At 38.0% G+C, this 13,928-nt stretch carries 15 protein-coding genes and 1 tRNA gene; 9 read left to right on the top strand and 7 right to left on the bottom strand.

Annotated features, from left to right (window positions below):
* The first annotated feature begins 27 nt into the window (after positions 1-27).
* The gene (locus tag WC222_05620; GenBank protein ID MFA6915855.1) at positions 28-1,119 is read left to right on the top strand and encodes an F-box protein; all 1,092 of its coding nucleotides are present in this window, start codon (positions 28-30) and stop codon (positions 1,117-1,119) included.
* Here WC222_05620 and WC222_05615 read toward each other — a convergent pair.
* Entirely contained in the window at positions 1,100-2,512 is a 1,413-nt protein-coding gene (locus WC222_05615) for an insulinase family protein (protein MFA6915854.1), read from the bottom strand. The two genes, WC222_05620 and WC222_05615, sit on opposite strands and share 20 nt — an antisense overlap.
* Positions 2,513-2,641: 129 nt before the next feature.
* Here WC222_05615 and WC222_05610 point away from each other — a divergent pair.
* Positions 2,642-2,723: transfer RNA gene (locus tag WC222_05610), tRNA-Leu, on the top strand.
* Positions 2,724-2,738: 15 nt separating this feature from the next.
* Here the strand turns inward: WC222_05610 and WC222_05605 are convergent.
* The 5 genes from WC222_05605 to WC222_05585 form a co-directional block, all read right to left on the bottom strand.
* Positions 2,739-3,239 (bottom strand): hypothetical protein, encoded by a 501-nt coding sequence (locus WC222_05605; protein MFA6915853.1) that lies wholly within the window; start codon positions 3,237-3,239, stop codon positions 2,739-2,741.
* Positions 3,240-3,448: 209 nt separating this feature from the next.
* On the bottom strand, positions 3,449-3,664 hold the full coding sequence (locus tag WC222_05600) for a hypothetical protein (protein MFA6915852.1): 216 nt from the start codon (positions 3,662-3,664) through the stop codon (positions 3,449-3,451).
* Positions 3,665-3,727: 63 nt separating this feature from the next.
* Complete coding sequence (gene bla / locus WC222_05595; protein ID MFA6915851.1) at positions 3,728-4,621, bottom strand: class A beta-lactamase; 894 nt, start codon at positions 4,619-4,621, stop codon at positions 3,728-3,730.
* Positions 4,622-4,671: 50 nt separating this feature from the next.
* Positions 4,672-5,247: an ATP-binding protein gene (locus tag WC222_05590; protein MFA6915850.1), complete on the bottom strand. Its 576-nt coding sequence runs from the start codon at positions 5,245-5,247 to the stop codon at positions 4,672-4,674.
* Positions 5,248-5,278: 31 nt separating this feature from the next.
* On the bottom strand, positions 5,279-7,840 hold the full coding sequence (locus tag WC222_05585) for an ankyrin repeat domain-containing protein (GenBank protein ID MFA6915849.1): 2,562 nt from the start codon (positions 7,838-7,840) through the stop codon (positions 5,279-5,281).
* A 360-nt stretch (positions 7,841-8,200) separates the two neighbouring features.
* Between WC222_05585 and WC222_05580 the strand changes: the two genes are divergently transcribed.
* From WC222_05580 to WC222_05570, 3 genes are all read left to right on the top strand, one after another.
* Positions 8,201-9,580, top strand: a complete 1,380-nt coding sequence (locus WC222_05580; protein ID MFA6915848.1) for a hypothetical protein — start codon at positions 8,201-8,203, stop codon at positions 9,578-9,580.
* A 148-nt stretch (positions 9,581-9,728) separates the two neighbouring features.
* Entirely contained in the window at positions 9,729-10,445 is a 717-nt protein-coding gene (locus WC222_05575; GenBank protein MFA6915847.1) for an SDR family NAD(P)-dependent oxidoreductase, read from the top strand.
* Positions 10,446-10,466: 21 nt separating this feature from the next.
* On the top strand, positions 10,467-11,114 hold the full coding sequence (locus tag WC222_05570) for a rhomboid family intramembrane serine protease (protein ID MFA6915846.1): 648 nt from the start codon (positions 10,467-10,469) through the stop codon (positions 11,112-11,114).
* A gap of 19 nt (positions 11,115-11,133) precedes the next feature.
* Here WC222_05570 and WC222_05565 read toward each other — a convergent pair whose 3' ends face one another.
* A complete protein-coding gene (locus WC222_05565) occupies positions 11,134-11,277 on the bottom strand; it encodes a hypothetical protein (protein MFA6915845.1) in 144 nt (47 codons plus the stop codon).
* Between the two features lie 235 nt (positions 11,278-11,512).
* On the opposite strand from WC222_05565, the gene WC222_05560 reads away from it, so the two are divergent.
* The 4 genes from WC222_05560 (at position 11,513) to atpB (ending at position 13,894) form a co-directional block, all read left to right on the top strand.
* On the top strand, positions 11,513-12,013 hold the full coding sequence (locus tag WC222_05560; GenBank protein MFA6915844.1) for a hypothetical protein: 501 nt from the start codon (positions 11,513-11,515) through the stop codon (positions 12,011-12,013).
* A gap of 483 nt (positions 12,014-12,496) precedes the next feature.
* The gene (locus WC222_05555) at positions 12,497-12,739 is read left to right on the top strand and encodes an AtpZ/AtpI family protein (protein MFA6915843.1); all 243 of its coding nucleotides are present in this window, start codon (positions 12,497-12,499) and stop codon (positions 12,737-12,739) included.
* On the top strand, positions 12,732-13,094 hold the full coding sequence (locus WC222_05550) for a hypothetical protein (protein ID MFA6915842.1): 363 nt from the start codon (positions 12,732-12,734) through the stop codon (positions 13,092-13,094). The genes WC222_05555 and WC222_05550 overlap by 8 nt, the downstream gene beginning before the upstream one ends.
* A gap of 2 nt (positions 13,095-13,096) precedes the next feature.
* The gene (gene atpB, locus WC222_05545; GenBank protein ID MFA6915841.1) at positions 13,097-13,894 is read left to right on the top strand and encodes a F0F1 ATP synthase subunit A; all 798 of its coding nucleotides are present in this window, start codon (positions 13,097-13,099) and stop codon (positions 13,892-13,894) included.
* Positions 13,895-13,928 lie beyond the last annotated feature (34 nt).

The raw sequence follows: 13,928 nt of genomic DNA, 5'->3' as shown, positions 1-13,928 counted from the left end.
ATGCTATAGTTTACGTTGGAGTTTTACATGACATTATTATCGAAATTTTTTGGTTGTTTTTGTTCTAAAGAACCAAAAGTATTAAACGGGTCTAGTCATACAGAGTCCAGTGAAAATTCTGTATTCCTAAATAACGATGTTCTTCTTATTGCGTTTAGATATCTAAACTTCAATGACTTATGTAATGTCTCTCGAGTCAACCATCAATTTAATAGAGTCGTCATTCAGTTAATGAATGATAATTTGGGTAAATTACCTAGATGTACGATTGTAGGAAAACCATTATTTCTTAGCCTAATAAATAGCCATAATCAGCAGGCAAGTGTTACGTATTCCCCTTTTGCTTCCATTAATAATATCGATGTTTCAACCATTGCAACAGAAGCTGACTGGACAACAAAGCTAAGTAATGCCCCCTTTGTCCAGAGATTGACACTGCAAGGCAATGCAGGCGTATCCGGGGATGTGATTAATAAAGGTTTAAAAACCTTACCTTTCCTCACTCATGTAACTTTTATGGATTTTGAAGATGCTGAATCCGTTGCTCTTTCTATAGAAGGATTAAGCAAAATCCAGGGCTTTAGCTGCCAAGCACACGAGAATTTAATTGAAGGAAATACAAATGTCTCCCCTATTATTAAGCAACTAGCTATTAGCTCGCCGTTACTGGAAAAATTGGAAATTAAAGGTAAAGTTTCTATCGAAGGAACCGTTGGAGAAAAATATCCCCTCGTCACGCTATCAAAAAACTGCACAGCCTTAAAGAAACTTCATCTGCCGCAAGAGTTGCAGATTCTTATCGGCATAAAGGAATTTCTAGAAAAGGTCGTTCCTAAAAATATTACAGAGCTTAGCTTTGCTCATAATGATCTTGAAACCGTGCATATGCAGTATTTAACGCTAAAATGCAGACAGATGCAGGTACTTAGAGTAGATTCTGCCGGAAAATTGGATCCTAAAATCCTTGCAAATATCTACCGACTAATGACTCAGCTGACTTTGTTAGAAATACATGGTTTAGATACTGACGACCGTATGTTTGACTTCACCAATATGTCGCTATCCTTGAAGCAGCCAGCTAAATTAGGTAAAGAAGTATTTAAGGTGCGAGCGAGCTAGACAACATTAAATAGTCATTAATATCAAATACATTGAATATCATCTCATTAACGTCTTTCTCATTCACTTGCAGAGTAACATCACTGGTGAGGTCGTTAACAGGCCAGTTCCATAAACCATAGTTGCTTAACATTTCCAGCCAGTATTCATTATTTTTTCTCCAATATTCGTCCGCTTGGCCTAAATAAAGGTTGACCATTTCGTATTCTTCTTTAGAAGGTCCCTTTGTGGTGAGCTCTCTAAGGTTTTTTAAGATCAACTCAATGATTTCTTGATTGATGTTGAAAGCAGAACGATATTGGATCGATAAAACGACGGGTGTCAAATGTGGATAAAGTGGAAACTCATAGCTCACATCAATCCCTTGATAACTTCCCGTCTTTTCTTTTAGCAATGTGCGCAACCTTTCTTCTACAAGATTGGCAAGGAAATCTATTGTTCTAATACTTTCCTGTGTAACGGTAATCTTAAGCGGGAAAACAAGCTTAGTAAATCCATCGCCCTTCTGATGGAGGTTAAACGATTTTTGAGTCTGTCCTTTAATAGGTAATGATTCTTGAGATGGCACCTCAAACTCGGAAGCGTTTATTTGAGCCAGCGGTTTCCACTGACCCAAATGTTCTTTCAATAATTGATAAGCTGTTTCAGGCTCTATGTCACCCACAACGACAATAGTATAATTCTTGGGATTTGAAATCGTCTTTCGCAGAAAAATATTAGCATCATGAGGATTTAATATCTGCAAGTCGCTTAATCTCAGAGACTGCAACTGTGGTAATGCGGGGTATAGCTGCTCTTTCAACAAATCATCCAGATCGACAGTCCTAGCATCGGCTTTCTCTTCCAGGTTTTTCCATATCTTCTGTTTGATTGCATCGGAACCCTTGGAGGTTATGTGTGCATTCTGAATAAAGGTAGATGCTAAAGTGAAGAACTTGTCCATCTTCTCTGTAGGCAGTGTAGCCTCCATCACAGTAAAGAAAGGATATACTTTGGAGGTCAGTTCAATGCCTTCTGCATATAGCGTGGCGGAAATCTGGTCGCTTGTCTTCCCATTAACACCCGACTCCCATGCCATTTCTATCGCGAGTTCAGCGGAAGCGCGTGCGCGGGGTGACTCGTCAGCATATCCTCTGGACGCTATGACACGTACGCTGACTTCATCCGGTTCAAAAGTTGTGGGAAGGACAAAAAGCTTTATGCCGTTAGGCAGAGTATAGCTTTTGGTAACAAAAGCCGCCTTTGAAATGGCAGGTAAGGGCGCTTCATCTTTGATAGGAGGAATTGAACATTGTCCCTGGCAAGGGTCAGTGAAGAAATAATAACCAAGGAGAAGCGCCAAGCATAGTAGCAGTGCAGAGATGAGGGATAGGAATACAACAGTGTTCTTCATGACCGTACTATAAATTATATTTTGTTTTGCGAAAAATAGATTCGTAGGTAATTTATGAACAATATTTGATGTAGGATGAATCTTTTCCTTGATCTTTTTAAAGCTGTTCTGGCATAGTTTTACTATCTCGCCCAGATGGTGGAATTGGTAGACACGCTAGACTTAGGATCTAGTGCCGCAAGGTGTGTAGGTTCGAGTCCTATTCTGGGCAATTGTAGGACACTTTTCAATATGAAAAGTGTCCTTTTTTATTTTGTAAGCCATTGGATTTCTGAAGGATAAGCATTAAAGCTGGATTCATTCCTTCGGTTCGATACTTTCCATCTTGATAAATCAATTTTCCAGGAAATACCGAACCAAGCATTTTTCGTTTCACATCTAAAGGCGCCATTTGAAAGTAAATATCCATGTGCGTCAAAAGGCTGAAGCCATACCTACTGTATTTTTCAAAAGCCGTATCGCTAAGCCTCAAGCTTTCCATTTCGAGCTTTAGTTTTTCGATTTGGTCACAGGTATGACGTTTAAGACGACTATAGGAGTCTGGTTCTAGCTCACCTGTTACAAACCGTTGTTGATCAAACTTGAGCAGGTTAGCTTCATGGCAAGCTAGCTGGCTTTTCAGTTTGTTGAGCTGTTGTTCTCTGTCTCCTTCTTTAGCCTTAAAAGTAACCTCCATCATCGCTAAATAAAGCTCTGCTATTTCTGGTTTAGGGCATAGGTTTTTCAAGTAGTCATCGAACTTTTGCTAAAGTTTAGGTATACTATTTGAGTGATTCAGACCATGTTTTTGGGGTATTTTTACCATAATGAATGACTCTTATCTCTTGAGACTCAAGAATAGGGATTCGTGATTATTGGATTGTCCTAACATATTTTTTCCAAGCCATATTTGCATGGCAACATTGCCAGAACTTGCTGATTGCCACTGCATGCGTCTTAATGCAACTTTCGCTTGGTTTGCCCTTTTTTAAGGCTGTCGGAAAACCTGGCATACAGAGTATCACGACAACAACCCAAAACAGTTGCTATTTCGTCGCCAGTACAGCCAATGCTAGCCAGTTTTTCTACCATTTCTGGTTGAATGTCTTTTTGAGGGCGTCCACCATTAATAATCGTTTTTTCTTTTCTCACATCTACCTTCCAACTCAACATAGAAAAAATTCTATAGAACGCATTTCTATGTTATTTTCTATGTTTGGCTAAGACAAATTCTTTTTATTTAAGCATCTTCTTATAATGAACCAGTGTTTTATCATCATTAACAAATTCTTCGATTAAAATTCTGGTTGCATTCGCAACTATATCTTCTCTTTTTTTCGCATGTTCATTATTACTTGTGTAATAAATACCAATTAGAATTGGAGCATGATTTGGAGGCCACACAATCGCTAGATCGTTTGTTGAGCCATAAACAGCTCCTGTCCCTGTTTTGTTACCTACTACCCAGTTATTAGGGATAGCGGATCTAATTCTGGAAGCGCCTGTTTGTGTATTGATTAGCCAAGTAATGAGCAGATCTCTTTGAGGTTTATCTAAAATCTCACCGATTGTTAATTTACGAAGGCTTTCAACCATGGATTTAGGAGTTGATGAGTCTTTTAAATTATTAACTCCTCCAGAAAAAGCTTCTGCTGGCCAGTCATTATCCTGTCTAAAGGATAAATCTCCAATAGATTGAGCAAAGTCATTCATTCCTTGAACGCCATCAATTATTTTTAAAAGAAGATTCATTGATGTATTGTCGGAAAAGCTAATTGATGCTGCGCACAAATCCTGAATTGTCATTCCAGTAGTAACATATTTTCTAGTTACCGGACTCCATTCGTTTAATTCCTCTTCTGAATACTTAATATTCGTTAAGAGAAGAGAAGGATCTGACATACTTTTTTTTAAAACAGCTGAAACGCCGATCACTTTTGATGTACACCCAGTTGGGAAGACTTCCTTAGCACGATACTCGATAGTGCAATCATTTGCCGTATTGATAGCAAAAACTCCCACACGCTCTTCAATATTTGATTCTAACGCTTTTAACTTGTCCATAACGGATAAATCTCTCTGAATATGAGCGTTTAAAGCATTTGAAAATAGCAAAACGGCCGTGGTCATTATCATTATACATTTCATAAATACCTTGAGTTGTACTGAGATTATAATTTTTATGTTCTTAGACTGAATTTTTTTTGAGGATCGAAGGGGCCTGTAGAAATTTCAACGAGCATTCCTCGTTCACGCATTTTTTTCAATCTTGAGCTTGTCTTTCTTGAAGTGACACCCCATAGCTCCTGTGCTTTCTTGGGCAATATTTCTTTGTGAGTTTTTAAATATGCTATGATTTGCTTTTGCCATTCTTCAATCACAACAAATGTGTTAATACCTTGATACAAAGTAGTACGAAAAAAATTACCTAATTCTTCAAATTTGGGAGGAGATATCCCTTGTTGCTCACAAATGTTTATCATACGTCCAAGTCCAGATCCCCACTGTTCAATCAAGTTTAATTCTCTAAATACGCGACCAATTACACGGTTACGCAACTGGGAAATGCCAGAAAGAGCCGCTTCAAAACTTAACCCAAAGGGTAAACAGCCCGAATTTGTTATTTCTATACGATCTTCAAAAATTGCTATTTGAATTGAAGCTCCTTTGATTGAGTAATCCGTATGTAAAAGAGCGTTAATAACAGCTTCCCTAACTACAACAGGGGGATATTGTGGAATGTCTTTTCTTCTCATTTCTCCAATTTCAGCTGCTAACGAAGTATGACTATGATTTATCGGGGACGGTCGCGCCATATTTTTTCATCAGGTCTACTAAGGCACTAACTGGAGCTAAATCTTCACTATATTCAGTTAAGTACTGTAAGGGAGTCAATCCATGTTTAGCAGCCGTTGAAGCTTCTTTTTCAACAATGTTTAAAGCCTCTTTTAAAGGCTGTAAATCACCTGTCAATTCACATTCTCTTTTCCACGCTTCAATGAGTTTCATAATTAATGGCACAAATATTTCAGGTAATGCAAGGCATTGTATACAAAAGATATGAAGTGGTGTCCATCCTGACTCATCTGGAATACTAGCTTTAATCCCTTGCTTGATAAAGTAATCACAATTCAATTCAGCAACTTTTGCGTCATAACAGTATAGAAAAGCATTCAAATCTGGTTTTACTCCTCGATCGAAAAACAATTTAATGATTCTTGCATTTGCATGGCTATAGCCATAGCTCATCAGCTTAGGATCTGGATTGTTTATCCATTCGCGGAGTCTTGGACGCAATTGGCAAAGTTTTTTTAATATCTTCTTCTTATGCAAATTCAATATAAAGAGTTCATCATAAATTTTTTCTATATCTATAAATTCATTTATTATAGGTTCGTTTTCTATTTTCTCAAGGATCTCCAAGGAACCTAAATAATCACTTTCTTTCCAAGATGAGAAAAATGGATTGGTCAATTTTTTAACTTCTTCAATGGATATAGAAGGATTCTCTTGCAAGTGATGAGCTATCACACACCCCTGTACAGCCATTCTTGCTGCATACCAAGCACAGTTTCCAACTGTTTGACATTTTTGAGGAATATAGAAAAACTTCTCTAAATCTAAAAGATCATTAATTCCCTTATTAAAAAATTCTATTTGCGCATCTTTCGTCTTTAACTTACAATCTTTGTCAAACACATCTTTACTAGATGTAAGTAGACTTACAACTTCAGAAAGATTTGAAGGATTTTTAATTTTATAGGTAGTCACTCCAGATTCTTTACCGCAATGATCTCCGCGATTGCATTTTATTAAAAAATGCTTTGTTAAAACAATGGCAGTTGCATGATTCCCCGAAAAAATGCCATCCCAACCACTTGCAATTGAAACTATTCCATTATGTTCAATTTGTGAAAGGATATCGTCTGCTTTAACTTCAGATGAATTTCGAATAATTCTAGGAAGGGAATTGAAAAAGGGAGGTAAGCTATCCTGATTTTTCAAATGATTTTCCAAAGAATTTGCTGCTTCAGCATAAGTGATAGGGTCTAAAATTCCTTCAAAAGCTGCTCCTTTGAATGAATAGCGTAAACCTAATAAACGTAAATTACACATCAATGAAGTAAGGCCTTTATCCGCTTTCTCCAAATCTGCATGCGTTTTAAGATCATTCTTTATTTGAAAACGCGCCAGTGGTGTATATCCCTCATTATCTAGAACACGCGCATTAGCTCCTTTTTGAAGGAGTATTGGAATTAGTTCATTTGCATGCTTGCTTTCTGCTGCCAAATGAAGGTAAGTACGTTCATATATTCCGAATTTACGTTCAAGTTTGATTCCAAGTTTTAGAGCTAGTTTATATAATTGCGGTTCATTAACACCATCCAAAAGAGAACTTTTATCGCCAATCCAGTCTATTTCTTGATCTAATTGTTCTCCATGATCTAAAAATACTTGAATCAACTCTTCATTAACTTTCTTTAGCGCAATATAAAAAGGATTATAATTGCGATTATTAAAATTGATAGCTGGATATGAAGCTCCATTCTCTAATAATAGTCTGGTTATTGCAATATTTCCATGCTGGGTAGCCCACTGTAGAGGTGTTTCGCGCTGGTAATAGACAAGGCCACCTTTATTTACATCTACGCTCTTCTCTAGCAATAATCTGCAAACTTTTTCATATCCATGACCGATTGCAAGATGAAGATATGTGAAGCCTTTAGATGTGTGGTAAGATAATTCGGCTTCCTTTTCGATTAGATATAATGCAATTTCTTCCGAGCCTTTATGATAGTTCCAATTTCTTGCCCATTTTTTATTAAATGCATTTTCTTGCTTTTCAGTGTGATGATAAAATAGCTTCCATTTTCTTTTCTCCAAATCATTTTCTATTTCCTCTGCAACTTTTCCTAGAGCTATAGCTAAGGGAGGATGTTTACATGTCTTTTCTGGAGAGTTAATGGAAAACTCAAGTTCTACCATTCTTTTGCATAATTCTAAATCTTGCAGTAACACGGCAGCTTGTAAGGGAGAATAGAGGGATTGCTCAAAAAAGTCTTTTGGGAGCTCCATAGCACAAAGAGCTTTGGCTACAGCAGCCCATGCCCCTTTCTCTCTATCCAAGACAGTAAGAGCCGTATCAGTAATAATAGGAAGAAGCTCATCGTAGTTAAGCTTTTCTTCAGGAACAACTTTTCGATTTTCTAAGTTAAGATTTTTTGGTTGAAAACAGAAAGATTGGAAAATAGCTAAGCTAGCACATTTAATTTTACAGCAGAAATTTGCAAGACATTTAGCGATTCCAAATATAAAATGATTGAAATTATTTATAGCCGAAACAATCATCAATTAATCCTTATTTACTACCACAGTAAAAATTTTATTCTATATAATTTATATTAAGATATTATTAAGTTACTGCTAAAGCCAAAGGGCGAGCTCGGGTAAAGATTTACCCCCATGATTTGAAAGAACTTGAGGGAGTTGCAAAAATAGAAAAAAATGGGAACTTTTTTAGGGTGATGTAGAAATGACAAAACCCTTAACGTGCTTTATAATCCGAATTCTGAGCAGACTCCAATAGAATCCCTTTATATACCAATCGACTACAACTTTATTGAAGTATCTACTTTCTTAATTTTACATTTACATTTATCACAAAATTAATTACTGTTTTTAAGTTATTAATAATTAATTGGAATTAACATGAGTATTGAAACTCTCAAAAGTTACGATGTAGCAATTATTGGTGCAGGACCTAACGGTCTTATGGAAGGCTGCTTACTTAAAGCTTTAAACCCAAAGTTAAATATCTGTATTTTAGAAGGTCGGAGTTCAATCACGCGTGATTACGGCTTATCGATTGCATATGACTCCGTGAAACGTATTATTGAGGTTATTGACAAAGCCCTAGCTTTAGAAGAGACATCTTCGGATGTTCTTGCACTCGAATTTTTGAAAAAAACTGTTTCCGATTGGAGCAGTCACGCATCTGTCCGGACCAATGTCATTCAATCCACCCTGACAGTAAAAGCAAAAGATATCGGAGTGCATGTATTTATTGGGAATCCTTACAAAATTACTTCTACAAACCTTCCGCAGATTTTTGACGCCAATACACCTACAGATCAGTTGTCACCTGAACTTTCTGATTTGAGACCTGCACTCAGTAAAGCAAAAGTCATCATCGGAGCTGACGGCAAGCATAGTACTGTAAGGAAAGTAGTCATGGGTAATGACGAAGAAATGCTTGCAGATGAGGAAACTTATTCCTATGCAGTGGAAGTGAAGCATGAAATCTACCCCTCTTCAACTAGAAGACCAGGTAAGATAAAAATGAGCTTAAATGCTTCTGAAATGGGGGAAATCATAAATGAATCCATCGGTAAACCGGATGAATCCAATCGCGTTCCAGTCACTGACTTGATTCTTGTAGATGAAGTAATTCACAATAACTTTGTTGTAAAGAACGCGCAAGGCGAAGTTGTGAAAGGATCCCCCGCTAAACCTTGGACTATGACTGAGCTTGAAGAAAGAGCTAAAGAGAATGAAACAGTAAGGGAATTTCTTGATAAAATAAACAAGCAGATCGAACGCACCAAAGACATTTGCCATGCAAATAACGTTGCTGAAACAAAATCTCCTCAAGTGACAACAATACCTCTTTCAATTTACCGCTGCACTGAAATAGCAAAAATATACCTAAATAAAGCTGTTTTGTTGGTAGGCGATGCCAGCTCAGGCCTGATCCTAAGACGTGGTTTAAACAAAGGCTTTATGGAAGTTGCCTTTAGTGCAGAAGCTGTCATTAAGACATTCAAAGAAATGGGTGATGCCGAAAGTTTTGAGACCCTACCTGAACCAATGCGACAGTACCAAGTCCGCTCGCATGAAACTTTTGCTAATGAAAAATGGTGGATCGAAAAATACGCAAAACTGATCGATTTTTTAAAGTGGCCTCTTAGACACATTGTCATGCCTGTATATCATTTTACAGCTAGTATCTTGAATAAAGCCATTCTGCCGATTCGCAGAGCTATAGATGCTTATGCGAATGCTGTTGGCACAGCTCAAGCTTACACATGATTTTTCAATCGTAAAATCAAATCCCTCCCAGGGAGTAGCGGTTACATCCGCTTACTCCCCTACTTCTCATCTACCTAAAACATGTAAAAGGCTGTTCATAAACCTGTAATTTTGCTTATATGGACTAAATGTCCCCCCAAGTGGCAAAATGAAACGTGCAATTATTGTCGGAGCCTCCTCCGGAATCGGTTATGAGTTAGCTAAAATACTTGCTGAGGATGGCTATGAGATAGGTCTTGTCGCCCGTCGCCACGGTCATCTCTTGAAATTACAAGAAGAGATCCCCACCAAGACGCATGTCAGGCCTGTGGATGTAAGCCTAATCCCGGAAACACGCAATGCCATAGAGTCTATTATCCTTGAGCTGGGTGGCGTTGACCTGTTTATCATCAATGCCGGCATCGGTTTTCTAAATCCTCACTTAGAATGGCAACATGAAAAAGACACGATAGACGTCAACGTCTACGGATTTTGCGCCTTAGCAAATCTTGCCTACCGTTATTTTACAAAACAGGGCCACGGTCATTTGGTGGGTATTTCTTCGATAGGCGCATTGCGTGGGAACGCACTTGCTCCAGCTTACAATGCATCTAAAGCCTTTATGTCCAATTATCTTGAAGGGCTGCAAAAGAGGGCTGCACGTGAGCAACCCCAGATCACTGTAACGGATATCCAACCCGGAGCGGTCCATACTGCCATGATGAAAGGTGAAGGACATTTTTGGATAGCCAGTCCCAAGAAAGCTGCAGCTCAAATATTTAATGCTATACGTCACAAAAAACGCCACGCCTATATTACCAAGCGTTGGAGATTGATCGCTTGGCTATTAAAAGTTATGCCGCGCTGTGTGCATGAAAAGATCTAACATATTCATTTAGAGGATACAATGATTCCATTAGGCGACGACAATAGTTCTAGAAAATCTATCCCTGTAGTTACATATGCCTTAATTGCAATCAATATTCTATTCTTCTTACTGGAAATGGCTGGCGGAGAGGCTTTCATTAAGGAATGGGCATTTATCCCTTCACGTTTTCTTGCTAACCCCGCAGCGAATTTCCTTACGATCTTTACGGCCATGTTCATGCATGCCGGCTGGGGTCATCTAATTGGGAATATGATCTACCTATGGATCTTTGGTGATAATGTAGAGGATAGGTTTGGCAAGGGTAAATATATCTTCTTCTATCTATTGAGCGGTATAGCTGCTACGTTTTCACAGTTGGTGTTCAATCCGGAATCTAATGTACCCAATGTAGGAGCTTCAGGTGCTATTGCAGGTGTTTTAGGAGCCTACATACTATTTTTCCCTAGGGAGCGAGTAAAAATTCTTATCGGTCAATATATTACGGATCTTCCGGCATTGGTAGTGATCGGCTTTTGGTTTTTCCTCCAGTTTATCAGCGGTTTCTCCACTTCATCTACTTCGGCAGACACAGGTGGCGTAGCCTATATGGCGCACGTGGGCGGCTTTATTGCCGGGTTGGCTGTAGCTGGAATTTTTAAAGTGTTTGAAACCCGGTCTGTCCGTTGAGCTGATTGGAAAAAGAACTTTAGTCCACTTGGTAAGTGTTAAAATATTGGCCAAGGGGGCTAAATTGTTCTTTCAAAATTGCTACCAACCTCTCTTTAACTTCTTTCATTGTAGGTCTGCCGGCGGGTTCTATTGACAACATATCATTAATCAGTTTGTCCATTGGTGTTATAGGATTTCTAACAGCCTGTGGTTCAACCTGTATTCTATTTAATCTAGATCTAAGAAGGAACCTAATGATCTTATTAAACTTGCCATCGCTAGACTCATTTTCCCTTATCCATATATTTTACTTTGTTCCTAGGAGAAATAATTTACCTCAAAAGTAAGAAAAATAACAATGGTACAATTAAAAACAAAAATTAACGTATAATACAAATGAAACCATGGAGGGTTATATGGCCTATGTACCAACGTTTGGTGATCCCGCTCAGATAGGTGCTGAGGGTGCTAATTCGTCAGAGGTATTAAGTGCTGACACTCTAAAGTTTATAAATAAATGGAATGACGAATCAAAAACAGAGCTTCTTCTAAAGGCATTGGAAACTGCAAGTAATTCTAATCAATTAAATAATATTAATTTTACAATAGTTAGTAAAATCTACTTTTTGATCGGTGACAAAAATTTAGCCGATCAAAAGATAGTTGAAGTGTTTAGCGATCGCGGATTAAGGATGCTCAGTAATTGTATTGAAATGGCGAAAATCGATGCTTCGACTTTCAATAACATAAAAAACGAATCTGCTGAGACTGTAGTTATGCATAAGGCTTCGAGAAGTAAAATTGACTCCTCTGATGTCCAGCAAAAGTCCATATTTTCTAATCTAGCCTCAAGGGTCTCAAAACTTCTAAAATCTAAAATCAAACGTCAAAACGACCCTCCACCAGAAAGTTCATGAAAAATAAAACGATTTAATCCACGGAATTGCATCCTATACTAGGATTTGAAGAAGAAATAAAGACATAAACTGAAGGTTTATGTCTTTATTTTTGTCCCTGATGATTATTTACGTGAAGCTGGAACGCTTTTTGTGGTTGTTTTGGTCAGGGATTTTTTGACTGTCTTTGTTGCTTTTTTAGTTTTTTTAGGCATTTTCAACCTCGAGTTTATTTGTGTATAAAGTTAATTCAAATAACAGCAGGGTTAAAAATTACTTCTCCTTAAAAACAATTATATAACACCAGTTTTTAATTAATATATAAATACACTAAAATAATTAAAATATTTGTACACTGATCTATTCAGGATTTCCCATCTTTTGCACTTCAACATTAAACGCCCTTTCACGTGTTTTTAGAGGTTATTTATTGTAGATAGAATAAAATTTAAATAGGATTATTCATCTTTCTGCTAACCTAGTCAAAAATTTGGGGAGTAGATTTTGGAAGAAGATCAGAATGGCAAGAAAAAAGTACGCTTTGAGGAAAAGAAAAAGTCCTGGAGTATCCTGGCAACACCCTTTGTTCTAGTAGCCCCACTTATCATCGGATATTTTTTCGGAGACTGGCTAGACGGCTACTTGGGAACAGGGGCGATTTTCACTTATATTTTTCTTGCCTTAGGTTTTTTTGCAGGTTTTCGTGAGCTATATATGATTATTAAGAAGACTAGTAACGATGAATAAACTGATATACTCCGTCATCGGAACAACACTCATTCTCGCACTTCTAGCCTCTTTTTTTATTGTTTATGTATTTGACTTTAGCTACTCCTTAGTCTTTTTTGCAGGGGCGCTTTGGGGCTCGGTCAATCTTTTCTTAATCAAATGTTTAGTGGAAAACCTCTTGAGCAATCTGTCAAAAAATTATATAAAGGTGTCTCTGCTCTTGGTATTAAAATTCCCTTTACTCTACGGTGCAGGATACTTTTTACTTAAAAGCGAAGAACAGGCTGTCATAGCATTCATGGCCGGCTTGACCTTATTATTATTGACGACTGTTCTCTTGGGAATCAGCTACTCGCTACAGGAAAGGACTTAAGCATGTGGGAGATCGTACGACAGTTTATCCCGTTAGCAGTAAATAATGTGCCTGAACTACCTAATTTCATCGAGCTGCTTAACCACTATTTCGAAGGCGAACCTGTCCTCCACTACTTGTTTTATTGGGAGGATATTTTCTTCTCGCTCCTCGTCGCAAGCGTGGTTGCCCTAACTTTTCATTTGGGTATACGCAACCACAAAATGATCCCTAGAGGACTGCAGAATTTCTTAGAACTAGTCGTTGAGAAGCTGCGCAAATTGATTCACGATGTTCTCGGACCTAAAGGGGATGAACACCTTCCGTTTCTAGGCACGCTTTTTATATATATATTAAGTATGAACCTATTTGGTTTGATCCCTTTCATGAAGTCCCCTTCCACCAGCCTAAGTGTAACCCTTGGCATGGCTATCTGTGTCTTTATGCGGGTCCAATATTTAAATATCAAAAATATGGGTTTGGGTGGTTTTTTCTACCATATGGCCGGAGAACCTAAAGATTTTGTAGGCTGGCTTTTGGTTCCTCTCATGCTGCCAATTGAGCTGATCACACAGATCTCACGCCCTGCAACTCTGGCTTTGCGACTATTCGGAAATATTATGGGAGAACACATCCTCATCAGCGCTATCGCGTTATTTAGCGTGGGACTGATTGCTTTCGGAGAAATTCGCCTGGGAATTCCTTTACAAACCCCTTTTATGCTTTTTGCCCTGCTGACAAGTACAATGCAAGCCCTTGTATTTACTCTGCTTAGCACCGTTTATATTCTTTTATCTTCTCCCGCTGGAGAAAAACATTGATTAACCTGTAAGGAGTAAGTTTTTTATGAACATC

Source organism: Parachlamydiales bacterium (genome assembly GCA_041671045.1).
Classification (GTDB): Bacteria; Chlamydiota; Chlamydiia; order Chlamydiales; family JABDDJ01; genus JABDDJ01.
Note: the sequence above shows the minus strand (reverse complement) of the source record. Positions and strands in the feature narration are given on the sequence as shown.

Bases quoted from the DNA above. Each gene is read 5' to 3' on its own strand.
- atpB (MFA6915841.1), top strand. From the start codon at position 13,097: ATGTGGGAGATCGTACGACAGTTTATCCCGTTAGCAGTAAATAATGTG.
- WC222_05585 (MFA6915849.1), bottom strand. From the start codon at position 7,840: ATGATTGTTTCGGCTATAAATAATTTCAATCATTTTATATTTGGAATC.
- WC222_05570 (MFA6915846.1), top strand. From the start codon at position 10,467: ATGATTCCATTAGGCGACGACAATAGTTCTAGAAAATCTATCCCTGTA.
- bla (MFA6915851.1), bottom strand. From the start codon at position 4,621: ATGACCACGGCCGTTTTGCTATTTTCAAATGCTTTAAACGCTCATATT.
- WC222_05580 (MFA6915848.1), top strand. From the start codon at position 8,201: ATGAGTATTGAAACTCTCAAAAGTTACGATGTAGCAATTATTGGTGCA.
- WC222_05560 (MFA6915844.1), top strand. From the start codon at position 11,513: ATGGCCTATGTACCAACGTTTGGTGATCCCGCTCAGATAGGTGCTGAG.
- WC222_05590 (MFA6915850.1), bottom strand. From the start codon at position 5,247: ATGAGAAGAAAAGACATTCCACAATATCCCCCTGTTGTAGTTAGGGAA.
- WC222_05550 (MFA6915842.1), top strand. From the start codon at position 12,732: ATGAATAAACTGATATACTCCGTCATCGGAACAACACTCATTCTCGCA.
- WC222_05600 (MFA6915852.1), bottom strand. From the start codon at position 3,664: ATGTTGAGTTGGAAGGTAGATGTGAGAAAAGAAAAAACGATTATTAAT.
- WC222_05575 (MFA6915847.1), top strand. From the start codon at position 9,729: ATGAAACGTGCAATTATTGTCGGAGCCTCCTCCGGAATCGGTTATGAG.
- WC222_05565 (MFA6915845.1), bottom strand. From the start codon at position 11,277: ATGGACAAACTGATTAATGATATGTTGTCAATAGAACCCGCCGGCAGA.
- WC222_05620 (MFA6915855.1), top strand. From the start codon at position 28: ATGACATTATTATCGAAATTTTTTGGTTGTTTTTGTTCTAAAGAACCA.
- WC222_05615 (MFA6915854.1), bottom strand. From the start codon at position 2,512: ATGAAGAACACTGTTGTATTCCTATCCCTCATCTCTGCACTGCTACTA.